Here is a 17,458-nt window from a genome sequence, read left to right as displayed (position 1 = left end):
GTGAATGTGGTATCAGGCGTGTGAGGTTCGCGTTTCGGCAGCGCCGAGGATGCCGTGCAGCACAAGCTCCACGAGACGGTCGGAGGCAGCCGCGGTGACGTCGGACTGATCACTGGTCCACGCAATCGCGGTGGCGATCTTGACGATGTCGTCGGTGGTGACATCGGGGTGCGCCCGCCCCGCCCGTTGGGCTCGGGCCAACACGGTCCCAGCCGCATCCAGCGCCGCGGCACAGTGCGGCGCCAAGGGACTGTCGGGAATCTCGAGGGCTCGCATGATCTCCTCGGACAGCCCCCGCACCCGGCGAATATGCGACACCAGCGCGGCAACCCACAGCGATAGAGCGGCCGCGGAGTCGGGCTCGGCGTCGAGGGTGCTCGCGAGTGCGGTGACCTCGTCGAGGCTGGTGCCGACCACGGCGGCGATGAGGTCTTCGCGCCGCGGAAAATGCCGATAAAGGGTGGCCGGGCCGACCCCGGCGCGGCGGGCGATCTCATTGAACGACACGTCGACGCCCTCGCCGGCGAACATCTCGCGAGCGGCCTCGAGCAGTCGGGCGCGGCTGCGGCGGGCATCGGCCCGGACACCGCCCGGTGGCGGTGATGCTGCTTGTTCCACGGGGCTCCTCAGCGAATCGGAATGCCACTCCGTATATTCGGAATGGCATTCCGAATTGTAGTGGACGGGAGTCGAACATGATGTTGCCGACCAATTTGCCGCGCACCGGCATCTGGGTGAACGGGCTCGATCTGCAAGCGCCGGCCGTGACGACCGGGCTGGCAACGGAGCTCGAGGAACTGGGACTGGGCGCGATCTGGCTCAGCGAGGGACTCGCCCACGACCCGTTCGTCACCGCCGCCGGCCTGCTCTCCGCCACCAGCAGGCTGACGGTCGGCACGGGGATCGCGGTGACATACGGCCGCCATCCGCACTGGATGCGCGCCTCTGCCCGAGCCGTGCTGGATGCCTACCCCGGTCGGTTCGTGTTCGGGGCCGGCACATCCAATCCTCGGGTCGTCGAAGAAGTTCTCGGACTCGAATACCGCAGACCGCTCGCCGCTTTGCGCGACTACCTCGATGATCTCGACACACCGGACACCCTGCGGGCCCAGCTCGGCTTGCCGGACGCCGGTCGGTTGCCCCGGGTGCTGGCGGCGCTCGGTCCGAGCGCATTGCGGCTGGCTCGAGACCGGGCCGATGGCGCCATCACCTATCTCGTGACACCCGAACACACCGCTCATGCCCGCGCCGTTCTCGGACCGGACCGGACGCTGGTAGTCGAACAGGCCGTCGTGGTCGGGACGGGCGACGAGGACGCCCGGACCCGCGCTCACGCACACGTGGGCGCCTACCTGTCCAATCCTGGTTACCGCGCGAGCTGGCAGCGGCTCGGCTTCACCGACACCGATCTCACCGGCAGCGACCGGCTCGTCGACGCGTTGGTCGCGATCGGGGAAGACCAAGTGCAGCAACGGATTGCGGCCCACATCGCGGCCGGCGCCGATCACGTCTGCCTGCAGGCGCTACCGGCGGAGCCGTTCACCATCCCGGCACAGCAGTGGAAGCTGCTGGCCGCTATCGATTGACGGCCGCCGGCTCAGCCCCGGCCGATGTAGGGCATGCCGGTCGCCATCACGGTCACGAACGGAATGTTCACTTCCAAGGGCAGGTCGACGGTTTGGGCGACGACCCGGGCGACGTGGGCGGCGTCGATGGTCGGTTCGGGGCGGATGCTGCCGTCGGCCTGCAGTGATCCCGCCGCGATGCCCGCGGTGAGTTCGGTTGCGGCATTGCCGATGTCGATCTGCCCGACCGCGATGTCGTGGGCGCGGCCTTCCAGGTTGAGTGCCTTGGTGAGGCCGGTGATGCCGTGCTTGCTGGCGGCGTAGGCCACCGTGTTGGGGCGCGGGGTGTGGGCGGAGATGGATCCGTTGTTGATGATGCGCCCGCCACGTGGGGTCTGGGTCTTCATGAGCCGGAACGCGGCCTGCGCGCACAGGAACGCGCCGGTGAGGTTGATGTCGACGACCTGCCGCCAATCCCCCGCGGACAGTTCGTCGATCGGCTTGCTGGGCCCGAAGATCCCGGCATTGTTGACCAGCACGTCCAGCCGCCCCCACTGCCGCGTGAGGTGCGCGAACACCTCGTCCACGGCGGCGGGATCGGTGACATCGGCGGGGACGACGTCCACGCCGCCCGGGCCGGGTGCGGCCGCGGCGGTCTCGTCGAGGGTCGCACGGGTGCGTCCCACCGCGACGACCTGATGCCCGGCGGCGGTCAGCGCGTGGGTCATGGCGCGCCCCAATCCGGCTCCGGCTCCGGTGACGAGAACGATCTTCGATGTGGTCACGGGATCCGAGCGTATTCGGTCAGACCGCGGCCCGATCGGCCGGAAGCACATTGGTGCGCAGGTGCCGGACCAGCGCTACCAGCCGTTCGAGGGTGGCGTGCTCGGGATCGGTGAGCCGCAGCTGGAGCAGCTCGCGACCGGAGGCGTGCAGGATGCGCGCGGTGTATTCGGGATCGGGGAGTTTCGGAAACGCCTGCCGCAGTTCCTGTTCCAGGAATCCCCGGACCGCCGCCTGCGAGACGGCCTGGCGCTCGTGCAGTTCCGGCGGCGCGCCGGCGGGCGGGAACAGGAACAGCCGCCAGGTCTCGGGATGCGCGTCGATGGCCCGGACCGCGCCCTCGAAGGCCCGCACGAACGGGTCCGGGTCGGCGGTCTCGTCGACCTGGGCGAACCCCTCGGCGAACTGGGTCGCCGCGCGGACGCTCTCGCGGTCGATGAGGGCGACGAAAAGCCCTGCCATATCGCCGAATTGCTGATACAGCACGGGCCGGGTGACCCCGGCGGCCTCGGCGATCCGATTGGGGGTGGCCGCGGCGAAGCCCTCCGCCCCGACGATCTCATGGGTGATGTCGAGGATCTGCTCGCGGCGGTTCTCTGCGCTCATCCGCCGCCGCGTCGGGGGTGCGGTGGTCATCCTTGACACCATAACTTACAACCTGTCAGTCTCTAACTAACAGGTTGAAAGTTGAGGTGCTCCGATGTCGCCGCACTACCCCGAACTCGCCGAGCGCGTGCGCAGTCAGCGCGCACTGCAGCCCGACCTCTACGGCTCGATCGATTTCGACGAGTCCCCCTTCCGCTTCACCGTCGATCCTGCCGATAAGTCGTCGCTGCCCGGCTGGGTCGCACCGCGCGAGCCGCTGCTGGCCGACGATCGGGTCGTCGAATTGATGCGCACCGCAACGATGCTCGGCGATGTGGTGGCCGACCCGTACGCGGCGCTGGCCCCGGAGTACGGCGTCAAGGGCTTGATCGGGATGTTGCGGCAGGCGTGCCGCGCGGGGGTCGACTCGGTGCCCGGCGCGCCCGATGAGCTGCGGGCGTTCCTGGCGGCCATGGAGGCGACGCCCGCCTGGCTGGACATGGAGCTGGTCGAGGAGGGCGCGCGGCATTCGCGGGTCGGCGCGGCGTTCCTGTCGCCGGTGCTGATCCGGGGCGCGTTCCTGGCGACGTTCCTCAATACCTATGCGGCACTGCCGATGACATTGACCGGGGCATTGTCGGGGCGGCGGGCGGCGCGGCGGGTCAACGAGACCGCGTCGTTCTTCGCGGTGACCACACTGCCGGGCGCGCTGGAACGGCACGGCGAGGGTTTCGAGGCCGCGGCCATGGTGCGCCTGATGCACTCGATGGTGCGCTACAACGCGTTGGCCCGCGGGGACCAGTGGGACGCCGATGTGTACGGGGTGCCGCTGCCGCAGGTCGATCAGATGCCCGCCGGATTGATCAATATGTATCTGCTGGCGACCATGGCGATCCGCCGGGGCCGCACCGAGTTCAGCGCCCGCGAACGCGCGATCCTCGAATTCAGCCGCTACCGCTGCTTCCTGCTGGGCCTGCCGGAGGAATTGCTGCCCACCACCGCGACGGGCATCCTCGAGGTCTTCCACGGCCGGGCCGCCGTGCTGCGCGACGACTTCGACGACGCCACCTGCGGCGCACTGGTCCGCTCCACCATGTCGGCGTACCTGCGCCCGGGCCGCTCGCGCTACGACCGTGTCGCCGACGCGATCGAGAAGAGCTGGAGCCGGGTGTTCTTCCTCGGCTTCTGCGGCGGCAATCGCAAGGCCGCGGCCGCCATGAGCGTGACGCTGACTCTCCCCGACGCGATCCGGGTTGGGCTGACCGCGCCGTTCATCATCTTGCGGTTCATTCTCATGACCGTGGCGAGCCAGTCCCCCACCCTGCTCCGCGCGGCAGACACGTACACGGTCCGCAGAGTGCGCAGGCAGCTCGTGGTCTACGGCAACCCGGAGTACACGACCGACTCCCGCGCGTATCCGGGAGCCGATTCGCGGGAGTGACGCGCGGTCAGGCGGTTCCGGCCGCGGTCACCCGGGCCGCCAGGCCGTCGAGCACGACGGCCCGCTCGGGTGGCACGCCGATGTGCATGTGCACCAGATCGGTTCCCGCGGCAGCGAATTCGAAGGTGAAGAACGAGCAGCAGCTGGTTTCGCGGGCGGCGAGTTCGCGGGCCCGGGGCTCGGCGCTGCCGTCGAGATCCAGCCGCAGCCGGGTCGCCGAGATCCGGTCCCAGCCGAGTACCGCGTCGCGGAACAGGGCGTCGAATTCGGCGACGCGCAGCGGCTGTTCGACGGTGGGTAGCGCGCATGCCTCCACCGGGACCCACGACTGCGCGGAGAGGTTGCCGATCAATCGAATCTCGGGTTTGCCGGCCATGACTCGCACCTCCTGCCGCCCGGGCCATCGGTCCGGGATCTCCCTACGATGCTAGGCCGTTCCGGTGTGCGCGGCACAGAGTCGTGATCACATCCGCTCGCGCAGAAGGAGATAGGCGTCGAGTTGGGCCGCGCCGGACAGCAGCGCGCGGCCGCGGGCGGTCAGGCGCTGCTGCCAGGCGGTGAGGAAGGCGGTCAAGGCCTCGGTTCCGCCTGCCTCGTGCAGGGATTCGAGGAATTGCGCGACGTGGGACAGCGGGTATCCGCCGCGGCGGAGCTGCCGGGCGATCTCCGCGTCACGCACGGCGTCGGGCCGGTACTGGCGGTAGCCGGTGGCGGGGTCACGGTCGGGGCGCAGGATGCCCTCGGTCTCCCAGGTGCGCAGGGTCGCGGCGTGCACGCCGAGGCGGTGCGCGAGTTCGCCAACGGTCAGGGGGCGGCCGGGAATCGGGGCGGGCGGTGCGACGGAGAGGCTGTCGAGTGCGGTCGCGACATCGGTGTGGGTGGTGCGTTCGGTGTGCAGCGCGGTGTGGGTGGCGTCGATGAGCAGGTAGGCGGCCTCGGTGTCGCCGCGATGGCAGGCGCGCAGGATCTCCGCGGCGCGTTCGTGGCCGTGGCCGACGCGCAGGGCGAGGAAGGCGCGCAGGGCTTGCGCGTGCGCGGGGGTGTAGCGGCGGTAGCCGTTGTCGGCGCGCTCGGTGGGCGGGAGGATGCCCGCGTCGTCGTAGTTGCGGATCGCCTGTGCTGACAGGCCGTGCTCGCGGGCCAGATCGATCGGCCGCACCGCCACCTCCTTTGAGGGTTTTCCCACACTGAACAGGGAGTTTTTCACCCAAGTTTCACCCGAACCTTCAACGATACTGTCGAAGGCAGTCCTTCTGGAAGGAGTGCCATGTCCGCAACCACCCCCACCTCGCTGAGCGCGATCGGCCGCCGAGTCGATGACCGCGCGAACCTGGGCCGCGCCCTGGACGAGCTGCTGTCCACCCGCACCGCACCCCCGGCCGTGTTCGCGCTCGGCGAGCCGACGCACGGGATCGCGGCATTCCCGCTGCTGCGCAACGACATTCTCAGTGAGTTGGCCGAGCGTGGGTTCCGGTCGATCGCCTTGGAGATCGATTTCCTCGCGGCGCGGATCGTCGACGACTACGTCAATGGGTCGGAAGCGGCGATCGACAGCGTGCTGTCCGCGGGGTTCAGCCACGGCTTCGGATCGATTCCCGGTAATCGTGAACTCGTCGAGTGGCTGCGCGAATACAACACGGGCCACGCGCCCTCGGAGCGGGTGCGCTTCTACGGATTCGATGCGCCGGTGGAGTATTCGGGCGCGCCGAGCCCCCGCTCCGCTTTGTGCGCGCTGGCCGGCCGGCTGCCGAGGGCCCTGCTGCCCGCGTCGGTCGCCGAGCTCGACGGGCTGCTCGGCGCGGACTCCGAGTGGACGAACCAGGCGGCCATGTTCGATCCGTCGGCCTCGATCGGCGACTCCGACCGCGCCCGCGCGCTGCGCCTGATCGCCGACGACCTCGCCGATGCCCTACATCGCGCGGGCCCCTGGCTGCACGCGACCGATCCGAGCGGTTACGCCGAGGCTGTCGTCCACGCGCGGACCGCGATAGGGCTGTTGCGCTACCACGCGGCCATGGCCACCCCGGGCCCCGACCGCATCGGCAGCCTGTCCAGTGTGCGATCGGAGATGATGGCGGACAACATTCTGACGATTGTCGAGCGAGAGCAGCAGCGCGGCCCGACGCTCGCCTTCGCGCACAACTCGCACTTGCATCCGCGGGTGCCGGACCAGCCCGAATGGAACAACGCGGGCGCGCTGGCCGCCCTCGCACTCGGCGAGCGCTATCTGTTCGTGGCGACCGACGCGACGCCCGCCCCGGTTCCGGGCACCCTCCAGGGTGTGCTCGCCGAGGCGACCACCGGCCGCGCCCTGTTCCCGGCGCGAGCGCTCGGCGCCGCCCTGTCCCCCGCGATCGTGTCCGCCGAACCGATTGTGCGCGGCCATTTCCCGCTCACGATCGCCGATCTCGACGGCGCCGACGCGGTCGTCTTCATCACCGACACCGACGGCGCACAGCATCAATACTGGTTGACGTCCTCTCCTGCCTGAAGGCCGGAGATTCCTCCCAGCGCCCTGGCGGGCGCTCCGGGTGGGTTCCTGTTTCGCCGGGACTTGCTTTCCGTCAAACGGAAAGGCTGACGGTCCCTCCGCAGGCGTTCAGCCTCTCCGCCCGTCCGGCGGCGAGGATGTTGTGGGCGGCGTTCAGATCGCGGTCGTGGGTGGTTCCGCCGCCCGCGGCAACGGCACGCCGGCCAGCGCCCGACGCAGCCGATCGATCTCGATGCGGCCCCGATCCAGCGGCGCGTTCACACTGCCATGACCCCGGCGATGCTCGCCGAAGGGCTTCCTTCAAGATCATCTGGGGCACACGACACAGCCCGCAGAGCTTGAAACTCGAGCTAGCGGAGGTATGGCACCGGCTGGACCCAGTGGAACCCGCGCGAGATCAACCGGAAGCGGTCGAGATCGACCCGGGTCAGGCGCAGATGGACCGGACGGCCGGCCAGCTGACCGTCCAGAATCAGCTGATCAGGCTGGGGCTGTTCGTAATTCAGGACGGCGAGCTTCCACTGGTGCGCCAGATCCTTCGTAATGGTCACGGTGTGCAGATCGGTATCGATCTCCACCGGGAACGACACCAGCGAGTCGTCCATGCGCTGAGCGGTCACGCCCTGCGGGATGTCGAAGATGAGACGGCGGAATCGGTCCGCCGGACCGATGAGCCGGCCATCCGAGGGCGCGGACCGGAAGTCGACCAGCGCCGGGACCTCCTGGCCCGCGACCGTGTACTCGGTGACATTCCAAATCCCGTAGAGCGGCGATTGCGGTCGGCCATTTCCGTACGTCTGCCAGGCGTCGTGCCCCTCGCCGAGAGTCGTGAACAGTATCCACATCCCCAGAATCACCTGTGCCGCCACCAGGATTCGCCGCCCGCGCGGCGAGGAGACCAGCGGCTCGGGCCGACGCACCGGCACCGCGCGCCCGACCAGCGCCCGGACGGTGCGTGCGATATCCGGGGCAGCCAGCACCATCGCATACACCAGCAGCTCGCCGGAGAGTATTTTCACCGGCACATCGAAGCTGAGGTTCAGCAGGAACACCTGGAGGGTCACCACGACTGACAGGAGCGCACCCAGCCCCGCGGTGAACGGCAGGATCAGCAGCAAACCTGCGGTGACTTCTGCTGTGCCCAAGGCGATTTCGTACGGCTCGGAGCTGGCCGTCTGCGACCACAACACCGCCATCGGGCTCAGATCGCCGAACGGCTCCACCAGCCGGTCCAGCGCGAACGCCATCTGCGAGGGCAATAGTTTCGTGACGCCGTACAGCAGCAGGGCGCTCATCAGGGCCAGACGCACCACCATCCGGAACCACGCGTACAGCCGCACATAGTCCGGCCGCCGCCGGTCCAACACCGACCACACCGCCGTGATCGGCACCGCGACGAACAGCAGGGTGAAAAGCGACACCCAATTCGCCGCGGTATCTCCGCTTCCCGTGTACGACCAGTCGACATGGACGCCGAAGACATGCTCCCCCAGCCAATCCGTGAGCGGATGCAGTGCCGTCCATTTCGCCACACCCACCACGGTCTGCTGCGAGACTCCCACCGACCGCAGCAGCATGTGCAGCACCCACACCCCGCCCATTCCAACACCCAGCGTCACGAACGAATACCGGAACACCATCCGCCGCAACGGACTCCATCGCGGCTCACCCGTCACCGCGACGTCCGCCTCGACGGCCAACTGCACAACCACACCGATTCCTCCGAGAGTTACCGCACCTGATTACCCTGCGACGCTGAACGTTAGGTCGGCGAACGGCCGGTGCGTACCCGGCAAATCCCTTGCCCCTACACCCCTTGCCCCCGGGATCGGGGCCAGGAGCGGCGGCTTCCGGCCAACGGCCCCGGCTGGGCGCATCCTGCGTCGGAGGCTTATCGTGCGCTGGCCCTTCGCCCGGTCGTCCCGCATCGAGTCTGATCCAGCGCAATGGCGGGCCCTGACGGACCTGCTCGCAAGGGCTTGAAACTCGAGCTAGCGGACATTCCGGTAGCGCCGCCCGCCCCGCGGACACCCGCCACGGTCGGGTGTCACGGAATTGTCTGTGCCCACTGCCAGACTCACCGGTATGCGGTGGGCGGTGGCGGAGACGGGTGACGGCGGGGCACGGGTGTGCCCGCTGGACGAGCGCGGCCGACCGGCGGGCCCGGTGGTCGAGGAGTCCTCGCTCGCGGAGGCGGTGCGGGCGCGGCCGGAGGTCGAGCGGTGGGTGTGGCGGTCGACGGCGGCGATCTACAAGCGGCTGCTCGACGCCGGGGTGCGGGTGGACCGCTGCTACGACGTGGAAGCGGCCGAGGCGCTGCTGATCGGGCACGAACAGGGCCAGTCGGGGCAGGCCCGGTCGCTGGCCGCCGCGTGGGCGCGCCTGCACGGCCTGCCGGTTCCCCAGGACGCGCCCGCCCGGGCCGCCGACACCGAACCGACCCTGTTCGAATCCGGGCCGGTGCCACTGCCGTCGGGGACCGACGAGTTCACCGCACTGCTCGAGGTGTACGCGGGACAGGTGGCGCGCACCGCCGCGGCCGAGTACCCGGCCCGCATGCGCATGCTGCTCGCCGCCGAGTCCGCGGGGCTGCTGGTGGCCACGGAGATGTCGCGCGCCGGGATTCCGTGGCGCGCCGATGTCCACCGTGAGCTGCTCGATGCCCTGCTGGGCGAACGCGTGCCGAGCGGGTCGGAGCCGCGGCGGCTGGCCGAGCTGGCCGACGAGGTGTCGCGGGCCTTCGGGACCGGGACGCGGGTGCGGCCCGACCTCCCCCAGGACATCATCCGCGCGTTCGCGCGCGCGGGAATCCTGTTGTCCTCCACCCGCAAATGGGAACTCCAGGACATCGACCATCCGGCCGTCGAACCGCTGCTGGAGTACAAGAAGCTCTACCGCCTCCACACCGCCCACGGCTGGTCCTGGATCGACCAGTGGGTGCGCGACGGCCGATTCCGCCCCGAGTATCTGCCGGGCGGCACGGTGACCGGCCGCTGGACCACCAATGGTGGTGGCGCGCTGCAGATTCCGAAGATCGTGCGCCGCGCCATCCGCGCGGATCCCGGGTGGCGGCTGGTGGTCGCCGACGCCGACCAGATGGAACCCCGAGTGCTGGCCGCCATCTCCCGCGACCGCGGCCTGATGGAGGTGGCGGGCCGCGGCGAGGACCTCTACGCCGACCTGGCCGCCCGGGCCTTCGGCGGTGACCGCGCCCAGGCCAAGATCGCCATGCTGGGCGCGATCTACGGCCAGACCTCCGGCGACGCGCTCACCCACATGGCCGAACTGCGGCGACGCTATCCGGCCGCGGTCGCCTTCGTCGACGACGCGGCCACCGCCGGCGAACAGGGCCGCCTGGTCCGCACCTGGTTCGGCCGAACCTGCCCTCCCGCAACCGCTTTCGACCAACCCGACGACGAAGCGGGCGGTCCCCCGGGTTTCGGCAGCACCCCGCGCGCCCGCGCCCGAGGCCGCTTCACCCGCAATTTCGTCGTCCAGGGCAGTGCCGCCGACTGGACGCTCCTGGTGCTCGCGGGCCTGCGCCACGCCCTCCACACCGCCGGACTACGCGCGGAACTGGTGTTCTTCCAGCACGACGAGGTCATCGTGCACTGCCCCGAGGAGGAGGCCGCGACCGTCGCCGAGGCGATCGCCGCCGCCGCGGACACCGCCGGTCAGCTCGCGTTCGGGCCGACCCCGGTGCGCTTCCCGCTCACGACCGCCATCGTCGAGTGCTACGCGGACGCGAAATAGACCCCTACTGCTCGCCCGCGCTCTCGAGCAGTCGCGCCTGATAGTGCCGCATGCCCGCCAGCCAGCGGTCGTAGTCGGCGCCCTTGCGGCGGTACATGTCGAGGACTTCCGGGTGCGGCAGGATCAGGAAGCGTTCGTCGTCGACGGCGGCCAGCACCAGTTCGCCGACCTCGTCGGGGGTCAGGACCGCGCCCGCCGAGGTGACCGCGCGGGTGGCGGCCATGCCGAGGGTGTCGCCGGAGTGTTCGCCCGCGCGCAGCAGCGGGGTCTCCACGCCCATGGGGCACAGGCAGCTGACCCGGATCCCGGCGTCGCCGTAGGTCACCGAAAGCCATTCGGCGAATCCGACGGCGGCGTGCTTGGTGACCGAGTATGCGGCCGAACCGATCTGGGTGAGCAGCCCCGCCGCCGAGGCGGTGCTGACGAAGTAGCCCTCGCCGCGTTCGACCCAGCCGGGCACCAGCAGCCGCGCCGCCCGGATGTGCGCGTTGAGGTTCACGTCGAGCGTGACACCCCAGTCCTTGTCGTCGCCGAGCCCGACCCCGCCCATGACGCCCGCATTGGCGAAATACAGGTCCACCGGCCCGAATTCGGTCTCGCAGCGGGCGATGAGCTCGGCGATGCGATCGGCGTCGGCCACATCGGCCCCGACCGCCACCGCCGCGCCCGGGAATTCCGGTTCCAGCGCGGCGACCACGGCCGCGGCCGCGTCGGCGTTCAGATCCGCCACCACCACCCGCGCCCCAGCGCGCACCAACCGGGCGGCGATCGCCCCACCGATGCCGCCGCCACCTCCGGTGACGATGGCGTTCTTACCCGCGACCTGCACGAATGCTCCCTCCAGCCGATTCCGGCCGCCGATCCGCGCCAGCGGAGGCTGGATCGAACGCGCCGGCTCATGGAAATATGAACCCTGCGTCGGATTCAAGTTCATGACTCCCCCGGCGTCAACCGTCCCGGTCTCGAGAGGTGAACAACCGATGCGGACAGCACATCCGGTGGACGAGTGGAATCGCCTGGGCAGCAGGCAGGTCGCGACCAATGGCATCGAACTGCGGGTGGTCGAGCACGGCGAGGGCGCGCCGGTGATCTTCTGCCACGGGTTCCCGGAGCTCGGGTTCTCGTGGCGGCATCAGGTGTTCGCGCTGGCCGAGGCGGGCTTCCGGACGCTGACACCGGATATGCGCGGCTACGGCGGCAGTTCCCGACCGGCCGAGATCGAGGCCTACGACCTGCTCACGGTGTGCCGGGATCTGGTCGGGCTGCTGGACGCGTACGGGCTCGAGGACGCGATCTTCGTGGGCCACGACTGGGGCGCGTCGGTGGTGTGGCATCTGGCCCGCGAGTTCCCGGAGCGGGTGCGGGCGGTGGCGGGGTTGAGCGTGCCCGCCACCCCGCGCTCGTCAGCGCCGCCGCTGCCGATCATGCGCAAACGGCTGGGCGAGGACTTCTACATGGTGTGGTTCCAGGAACCCGGCGTCGCCGACGCGGTGCTGGCGGCGGACGTGCGGCGCACGCTGTTGCGTGACGACATCGTCACCGCGAGCACGTTCCTGGACACCAGCGAGCCGGAACCGCCGCTGCCGCCGTGGCTGAGCGAACCCGAATTCGATTACTACGTGGACGCTTTCACCCGCACCGGGTTCACCGGCGGGCTCAACTACTACCGCACCCTCGATCTGACCTGGGAGCTGACCGCGCACCTGGACGGCGCGAAGATCGACTGCCCGTCACTGTTCATCGCCGGGTCGACCGATCCGGTCATCCGTTTCACGCCGATGCACAAGATGGCCGGCATGCTCGGTGATCTGCGGGGCTCGATCATCCTCGACGGCGCGGGCCACTGGATTCAGCAGCAGCGGCCCGAGGAGGTCAATGCCGCGTTGCTCGAGTTCGCGCGTGGCCTGGGCTGACCGGTCAGTCCGTCTTCAGTTGCAGCGCGTTCACCCACAGCTGGGTCAGGGTGGTGACCAGCTTCTCGAACGGAATCCGTTGCTTCTGAACGAAAACCATCGACGCCATCCGGCTCACCATGGATGACAGCGCGTGCGCGGTGATCATCGGATCCAGGTCGGCGCTGGCCTGCCCGGACTCCTGTAGTTCGCGAATCATGCGCGCATTGCGCTGCGCGAACGCCTTCCCGCGTTCCATCCGCATGCGCCGGAAGTTCTCGTCGATCTGGGCGACCTGTTCGAACAGGGCCATGAGCCGGGCATTGCGCTTGTAGGACAACAGGTAATCGCGGTTGGCCGCCTCGATCAGGGCGCGCGGATCGGTGATCCCACTGCGCTCTCGCACGTGCGGATGCAGCATCTCCTCCGACACCTGCTCGACCAGCGCGGCGAAGATCTCTTCCTTGCTGTCGAAGTAGGTGTAGAAGGATCCGGCCGCCATACCCGCCGTCTTGGAGATGTCGGCGATCTTGGCGTCCAGGTAGCCGTCCCGCTCGAACACCTCCCGGGCGGCCGCGATCAGCGCACCCCGGGTCCGCTGTCCACGCCGGGTGGGCGGCGCGGCCCGCCGCGACGCACTCTCGCCTGCCATCGATTCGGACGCCAAAACTGATCACTGCCTGTCGTTTCGCGGATGATTCTCCAGGCAGCAACCGTATCAATACGGGCGGGCCGGACAGCACAGGACGGCACGCGCCCGCCCATCCGCCGTTCGGCGGCGGGTCGGGTGGAGACTGGGCGGATGCAGGAAGCCTCGCAGGTGATCGTGGTGGACGCCGCCAATGTGGTCGGGTCGCGGCCGGACGGATGGTGGCGCGACCGGGCCGGGGCGGCGCGGCGGCTGCTCGGCGAGCTGGGTGAGCTGCGGACGCGACTGCCCGGGTCGACGCGGATCATCGTGGTGCTGGAGGGCGCGGCCAAGGCCGCCGCCCGGGGCGATGACGGGCAGGCCGCCGACGGTGAGAGCGGGTCGGCGGGATTGCGCGTGGTGCTGGCCGGCGGGTCCGGCGACGACACGATCGTCGAGGTGGTGGCCGCCGAGGTCGGGGGCTCCGATCCCATGCCCTCGATCACGGTGGTGACGGCCGATCGCGGACTGCGGTCGCGGGTCGAATCCCTCGGCGCGACAACGGTCGGGCCCGGCTGGCTTCGAAACCACCTGTCATAGGCGGCCTTCCACCCCTGATGATCGCGTTTACCCCGATACCGCCCTGAGGCGATATCCCCCGCGGGTGGGATTTCCCGGGCGGCGGTTTTCGGTAGGTTCGGAACGGTGCAGCCGCCGTTGAACGTTCGTCTGCGCGGGGTGGGCCTGATATTCGGTGTGCTCTGCGTGTCCCTGCTGGGTTCCTGGTTCGCGCCGCAGGCCCGGGCCGACGGGGCCGTGAGCGGCGGCGATCTGACCGTGGCGCAATCGCTCGGGGCCCGCGAGCTGACCGTTGTGGTGCGGCGGGCCGAGGCCGGGCCCCTGCGAGTCGAAGTCGTGACGCACGCGGGAACAGCGCCGGGGAAGCTCGCGCTCACCGCGACGCCCGTCGATCGCGGGGGCGAGACGTCCACGGGGACTGTCGAGCTCGGGGGTCGGCCCGGTATCTACGCCGCGACCCTGCGGGTGGATCACGCGGGACCGTGGGAGTTGACCGTCTCCGATGGCGAACGCACCGCGCGGATTCCGTTCCTCGTCGCCGCGCGGGTCGTGACGCCCTGGGAGCGAGCGGCCTACGGGGGATTCTTCGCGGCCGGAGCACTGCTGCTGGTGGCCTTGGGCACCGCACTGCTCTCCAAGCGGGGGTGGCCGACCCTGATCCCGGTGGGTGCGCTGATCGCCGCGGTGACGGTGGGCACGACCGGGGCGGTGTTGTCCTCGCACGCGCCGCAGCCGCGGCCCGCGGGCAGTCTGCTCGATCCGACCTCGGGCAATATCGGAAATCCCTATCCGGAGCGGGAGCTGCCGCTGACCACGAATTACTCACGGCCCCCGGCCAATCTGACGGTGCGCGCGCAGCCCGCCGACACGGGCAAACCAGCCGAGCTCGCGCTGTCGCTGACCGACTCGGCGACGGGGCGGCCGGTGGACGACCTGCTGGTCAGCGATGACGCGCTCCTGCATCTGATGGTGGTCGGGCCCTCGGGTCGGCTGTGGCACCGGCATCCGATCCGGGTCGCACCCGGCGAGTATCGGGTCAGTCTGGGGTCCATCGAATCCGGTGATTACGCGGTGGCCGCCGAGATCGCGCGGCGCGGTGGCGGCGTGCAATTGCTGCGCTCGGCGCTGCGGATCAGCGGCCGGGGCGACTCCGGTCCGGCCGATGGCCGGGGCGTCGCGCCGAGCGGGGCCACACTGACCACGACCGAGGCGGTCTCGGGTGAACCCACCACGCTCACCGCCGCATTCGGCGGTCCGGCCGATCTCCAGCCGTGGCTGGGCATGGTCGGTCATCTCATCGCGGTGGGCCCGCTGCCCGAGGGGGTGCCCGCGGGAACGGCCGCGGCCACCGTCCCCGTCTGGGCGCACGCGCACGCCATGGCCCCGCTGCCCGCCGTCGGCTCGCAACCGCCCGACGAGACCGTGGCCGCGTTCGGCCCGAATGTGGCGTTCACCTTCACTTTTCCACTGCCCGGCCGGTACCTGGTGTGGGCGCAGGCCGAGCGCGGCTACTCGGTGATGACCGTTCCGGCCACCGTCGACGTTCGAGCGGGGGTTCCGCAATGACCAAGCGCACCGGAGTGATCGTGGCCGTCGTCGCCGTCCTGGCGGCGGTCGCGGCGTGGCTGTGGTGGCCCGCCGATGCCGCGCCCTCGGTGTCCCGCAGCGCCGCCGGGCCCTATCAGGTGGAGCTGCGGGTGTCCGGCGGGTCCGCGCACGCCGGTGACAACACCGTCGATCTCGAGATCACCGACGCCCAGGGCACGGCCGCGACGCCGGACAAGGTGTCGGTGGAGCCCGCCATGCCGCAGATGGGGCATGCCCTCCCGCCGAGCGCCGCCACGGTGGTGACGCCGGGCCATTACCGCGCGACGGTGACGCTGCCGATGCCCGGGCAGTGGGAGATCGCCGTGAAGCTTTCCGGCGCACCGGGTTCCGGGAGCGCCGTCTTCTCCGTTCAAGCCAATTGAATCGAAGGAAAGAGGATCAGGAGCAGCACATGGACCTCACCGCCAATGGTCGCGGGCTCACCGCCGAAGCGACCGCACCGATCACCGTCCGCCCCTGGCTACCCGCGGCGATCCTGTTCGCCGCCAGTATGACCTTCGCCGTCGGGTCCACCTGGGACATCCAGTGGCACACCGATGTCGGACCCGACACCTTCTTCACGCTGCCGCACCTGTTCATCTACGCCAGTGCGGCGGTGGCCGGATTCACCGGTCTGACAGTCATTCTCATCACCACCGCCGCCGGTCGCGCGGGCCGCCGGGTGGACGGCGAGCTGGGCGGTCCCGGAATCGGCGTATTCGGCCGCACGTTCACCGCGCCGCTCGGGTACATGGTGGCCGCCCTCGGCGCGGCCTCGTTCCTGCTGTACGGGCTGTGGGATCTGTGGTGGCACAGCCTCTACGGGTTCGACGCCATCATCGACTCGCCGCCGCACATCGGGTTGTTCCTGTCCAGCACGGTGATCTCGGTCGGCACGGTGATCGTGTTCGCGGCAGCGCGGGCGCACCGGTGGGGCCGGGTGGGCGCGCTGTTCGCGCTGGCGCATCTGGCGACGTCGAGCACCGTCACCGCGCTGGCGGTGCAGCGGCTCAGCACCGGGTCGGTGCGGTGGACCGTGGCCGTCACCGCGTTCATGGTGATCCTGCTGATGGTGGTCGGCGCCGGCTTCGAACGGTGGGGCGCGACCATCACCGCGATCTTCGCCTCCCTGACCCAGGGCGTGTTCTGGTGGTTCGCGCCGTGGGCGGCCCGGACCTACGCCGATTTCGTGGGATTGCCCATGCGCGAACACATTCGGGGCATTCCGGCGACCCCGGCGCTCATCCCGTTCTGCCTGATCGTCGTCGGCGTCGTGATCGACCTGCTGCTGCGCCGCGCCGACGCCCGGGCCCGCCTGCTGCCCGTCCTCGCCGGCGCGATCGGCGGGGCAATCATCGGCGGCTTCAACCCCGTCCAGCAGATCATCATCTACGACGCCCACCTCCCCCGGGCCGCGGTCATCGTGGCCACCACCATCGCGGCCGCCGCGCTCGGCGGGCTGGCCGGGTACCTGGGCCGCCCGTTCGGCGAGATGCTGCGTCTGGCCGCCCCCTCCGAGAAGGTCAGCGCATGATCAACCGCCTCGTCACCCTCGCCGCAACGCTTTTCGCGATCATCGGACTGACCGCGGCCACCGCGGGCACGGCGTCGGCGTATCAACCGGTGAACATCGTGCACACCGAACACGTGCAGGCCGGTCCCTATTCGATCACCGTCGGCTTCAGCGAATGGCCCCTGCGCGCCATGCAATCCCTGGACTTCACCTTCATCCCCGACGGCGGTGTCGACGACAAGACCGGCACCCTCACCGAATACCAGCCGAACGGCAAAGTCCGTCGCGCCGAACCCCTTTCCCGGCACCCGCGCAAACGCGACGTGTGGGGCCTGGATGTCCGCTCCCTCGACCAAGAGGGCACCTGGAAGTTCCATTTCGTCATCGACGGCCCCCAGGGCCGCGGTGAAGGCGACCTGGCCAACCTCCAGGTGCTCGAACAGCCCGGCCCACCACTGGGAATCAGCTGGGCGATCAGCACCCTCCCCCTGATCGGCCTGATCGCGTTCCTCGTTCACGCCTGGCGTCGCAACCGCCGCCCGACCCCGGCCCTGCAGCCGGTGTGACGCCCTGCCCGGTAGTCCCGACGCCCGCGCGGGGCTACCGGCGGAGCGCCCCGCTCGCCCTCGGTCTTCTCGGCT

18 protein-coding genes are annotated in these 17,458 nt (G+C 69.9%); 10 read left to right on the top strand and 8 right to left on the bottom strand.

The genetic code is table 11. The features are described from left to right. Positions 1–12 precede the first annotated feature (12 nt). Positions 13–618 (bottom strand): TetR/AcrR family transcriptional regulator, encoded by a 606-nt coding sequence (locus ACQP06_RS14295; protein WP_433672655.1) that lies wholly within the window; start codon positions 616–618, stop codon positions 13–15. Here ACQP06_RS14295 and ACQP06_RS14290 point away from each other — a divergent pair. Then, positions 603–1,586: a TIGR03620 family F420-dependent LLM class oxidoreductase gene (locus tag ACQP06_RS14290; protein ID WP_433673319.1), complete on the top strand. Its 984-nt coding sequence runs from the start codon at positions 603–605 to the stop codon at positions 1,584–1,586. The genes ACQP06_RS14295 and ACQP06_RS14290 overlap by 16 nt on opposite strands. Before the next feature lie 11 nt (positions 1,587–1,597). Here the strand turns inward: ACQP06_RS14290 and ACQP06_RS14285 are convergent, their stop codons facing one another. Both ACQP06_RS14285 and ACQP06_RS14280 read right to left on the bottom strand, forming a co-directional pair. Continuing rightward, complete coding sequence (locus tag ACQP06_RS14285) at positions 1,598–2,401, bottom strand: SDR family oxidoreductase (RefSeq protein ID WP_433672654.1); 804 nt, start codon at positions 2,399–2,401, stop codon at positions 1,598–1,600. Then, the gene (locus ACQP06_RS14280) at positions 2,370–2,954 is read right to left on the bottom strand and encodes a TetR/AcrR family transcriptional regulator (RefSeq protein WP_433673318.1); all 585 of its coding nucleotides are present in this window, start codon (positions 2,952–2,954) and stop codon (positions 2,370–2,372) included. The genes ACQP06_RS14285 and ACQP06_RS14280 overlap by 32 nt, the downstream gene beginning before the upstream one ends. Before the next feature lie 94 nt (positions 2,955–3,048). Between ACQP06_RS14280 and ACQP06_RS14275 the strand changes: the two genes are divergently transcribed. Then, a complete protein-coding gene (locus tag ACQP06_RS14275; protein WP_433672653.1) occupies positions 3,049–4,374 on the top strand; it encodes an oxygenase MpaB family protein in 1,326 nt (441 codons plus the stop codon). A gap of 7 nt (positions 4,375–4,381) precedes the next feature. On the opposite strand, the gene ACQP06_RS14270 is transcribed toward ACQP06_RS14275, so the two are convergent. Further along, positions 4,382–4,750 carry a hypothetical protein gene (locus ACQP06_RS14270; RefSeq protein ID WP_433672652.1) on the bottom strand — a complete coding sequence of 123 codons (369 nt, stop codon included), beginning with the start codon at positions 4,748–4,750 and terminating at the stop codon, positions 4,382–4,384. A gap of 87 nt (positions 4,751–4,837) precedes the next feature. After that, a complete protein-coding gene (locus ACQP06_RS14265; RefSeq protein ID WP_433672651.1) occupies positions 4,838–5,533 on the bottom strand; it encodes a TioE family transcriptional regulator in 696 nt (231 codons plus the stop codon). Between the two features lie 108 nt (positions 5,534–5,641). Between ACQP06_RS14265 and ACQP06_RS14260 the strand changes: the two genes are divergently transcribed. Further along, a complete protein-coding gene (locus ACQP06_RS14260; protein WP_433672650.1) occupies positions 5,642–6,865 on the top strand; it encodes an erythromycin esterase family protein in 1,224 nt (407 codons plus the stop codon). A 350-nt stretch (positions 6,866–7,215) separates the two neighbouring features. On the opposite strand, the gene ACQP06_RS14255 is transcribed toward ACQP06_RS14260, so the two are convergent. Continuing rightward, positions 7,216–8,577 (bottom strand): DoxX family protein, encoded by a 1,362-nt coding sequence (locus ACQP06_RS14255; RefSeq protein WP_433672649.1) that lies wholly within the window; start codon positions 8,575–8,577, stop codon positions 7,216–7,218. Positions 8,578–8,926: 349 nt separating this feature from the next. On the opposite strand from ACQP06_RS14255, the gene ACQP06_RS14250 reads away from it, so the two are divergent. Next, complete coding sequence (locus ACQP06_RS14250) at positions 8,927–10,618, top strand: bifunctional 3'-5' exonuclease/DNA polymerase (protein WP_433672648.1); 1,692 nt, start codon at positions 8,927–8,929, stop codon at positions 10,616–10,618. 4 nt (positions 10,619–10,622) lie between these two features. Here the strand turns inward: ACQP06_RS14250 and ACQP06_RS14245 are convergent, their stop codons facing one another. Further along, positions 10,623–11,447 (bottom strand): SDR family oxidoreductase, encoded by an 825-nt coding sequence (locus tag ACQP06_RS14245; protein WP_379274361.1) that lies wholly within the window; start codon positions 11,445–11,447, stop codon positions 10,623–10,625. Positions 11,448–11,598: 151 nt separating this feature from the next. Here ACQP06_RS14245 and ACQP06_RS14240 point away from each other — a divergent pair, with 151 nt between their 5' ends. Further along, the gene (locus ACQP06_RS14240; RefSeq protein WP_433672647.1) at positions 11,599–12,531 is read left to right on the top strand and encodes an alpha/beta fold hydrolase; all 933 of its coding nucleotides are present in this window, start codon (positions 11,599–11,601) and stop codon (positions 12,529–12,531) included. A 4-nt stretch (positions 12,532–12,535) separates the two neighbouring features. On the opposite strand, the gene ACQP06_RS14235 is transcribed toward ACQP06_RS14240, so the two are convergent. Then, the gene (locus ACQP06_RS14235; protein ID WP_433672646.1) at positions 12,536–13,162 is read right to left on the bottom strand and encodes a TetR/AcrR family transcriptional regulator; all 627 of its coding nucleotides are present in this window, start codon (positions 13,160–13,162) and stop codon (positions 12,536–12,538) included. A gap of 150 nt (positions 13,163–13,312) precedes the next feature. Here ACQP06_RS14235 and ACQP06_RS14230 point away from each other — a divergent pair, with 150 nt between their 5' ends. The 5 genes from ACQP06_RS14230 to ACQP06_RS14210 all read left to right on the top strand — a co-directional run bounded on the left by ACQP06_RS14230 (position 13,313) and on the right by ACQP06_RS14210 (position 17,383). Then, entirely contained in the window at positions 13,313–13,738 is a 426-nt protein-coding gene (locus ACQP06_RS14230; protein ID WP_433672645.1) for a hypothetical protein, read from the top strand. A gap of 105 nt (positions 13,739–13,843) precedes the next feature. Next, on the top strand, positions 13,844–15,283 hold the full coding sequence (locus ACQP06_RS14225) for a hypothetical protein (protein WP_433672644.1): 1,440 nt from the start codon (positions 13,844–13,846) through the stop codon (positions 15,281–15,283). Continuing rightward, complete coding sequence (locus ACQP06_RS14220; protein WP_433672643.1) at positions 15,280–15,687, top strand: FixH family protein; 408 nt, start codon at positions 15,280–15,282, stop codon at positions 15,685–15,687. The genes ACQP06_RS14225 and ACQP06_RS14220 overlap by 4 nt, the downstream gene beginning before the upstream one ends. 29 nt (positions 15,688–15,716) lie before the next feature. Next, positions 15,717–16,838 (top strand): hypothetical protein, encoded by a 1,122-nt coding sequence (locus ACQP06_RS14215; RefSeq protein ID WP_433672642.1) that lies wholly within the window; start codon positions 15,717–15,719, stop codon positions 16,836–16,838. Beyond that, positions 16,835–17,383 (top strand): hypothetical protein, encoded by a 549-nt coding sequence (locus ACQP06_RS14210; protein ID WP_433672641.1) that lies wholly within the window; start codon positions 16,835–16,837, stop codon positions 17,381–17,383. Before ACQP06_RS14215 ends, ACQP06_RS14210 begins: the two co-directional genes overlap by 4 nt. Positions 17,384–17,458: the final 75 nt, after the last annotated feature.

This window comes from Nocardia sp. CA-136227 (assembly GCF_050955695.1).
Classification (GTDB): Bacteria; Actinomycetota; Actinomycetes; order Mycobacteriales; family Mycobacteriaceae; genus Nocardia.
Note: the sequence above shows the minus strand (reverse complement) of the source record. Positions and strands in the feature narration are given on the sequence as shown.

What these genes read in the sequence shown, in the direction of transcription:
- ACQP06_RS14210 (WP_433672641.1), top strand. Translation starts at nt 16,835, where the DNA reads ATGATCAACCGCCTCGTCACCCTCGCCGCAACGCTTTTCGCGATCATC.
- ACQP06_RS14230 (WP_433672645.1), top strand. Translation starts at nt 13,313, where the DNA reads ATGCAGGAAGCCTCGCAGGTGATCGTGGTGGACGCCGCCAATGTGGTC.
- ACQP06_RS14280 (WP_433673318.1), bottom strand. Translation starts at nt 2,954, where the DNA reads ATGAGCGCAGAGAACCGCCGCGAGCAGATCCTCGACATCACCCATGAG.
- ACQP06_RS14235 (WP_433672646.1), bottom strand. Translation starts at nt 13,162, where the DNA reads ATGGCAGGCGAGAGTGCGTCGCGGCGGGCCGCGCCGCCCACCCGGCGT.
- ACQP06_RS14290 (WP_433673319.1), top strand. Translation starts at nt 603, where the DNA reads ATGCTGCTTGTTCCACGGGGCTCCTCAGCGAATCGGAATGCCACTCCG.
- ACQP06_RS14275 (WP_433672653.1), top strand. Translation starts at nt 3,049, where the DNA reads ATGTCGCCGCACTACCCCGAACTCGCCGAGCGCGTGCGCAGTCAGCGC.
- ACQP06_RS14220 (WP_433672643.1), top strand. Translation starts at nt 15,280, where the DNA reads ATGACCAAGCGCACCGGAGTGATCGTGGCCGTCGTCGCCGTCCTGGCG.
- ACQP06_RS14270 (WP_433672652.1), bottom strand. Translation starts at nt 4,750, where the DNA reads ATGGCCGGCAAACCCGAGATTCGATTGATCGGCAACCTCTCCGCGCAG.
- ACQP06_RS14285 (WP_433672654.1), bottom strand. Translation starts at nt 2,401, where the DNA reads ATGTGCTTCCGGCCGATCGGGCCGCGGTCTGACCGAATACGCTCGGAT.
- ACQP06_RS14260 (WP_433672650.1), top strand. Translation starts at nt 5,642, where the DNA reads ATGTCCGCAACCACCCCCACCTCGCTGAGCGCGATCGGCCGCCGAGTC.
- ACQP06_RS14215 (WP_433672642.1), top strand. Translation starts at nt 15,717, where the DNA reads ATGGACCTCACCGCCAATGGTCGCGGGCTCACCGCCGAAGCGACCGCA.
- ACQP06_RS14240 (WP_433672647.1), top strand. Translation starts at nt 11,599, where the DNA reads ATGCGGACAGCACATCCGGTGGACGAGTGGAATCGCCTGGGCAGCAGG.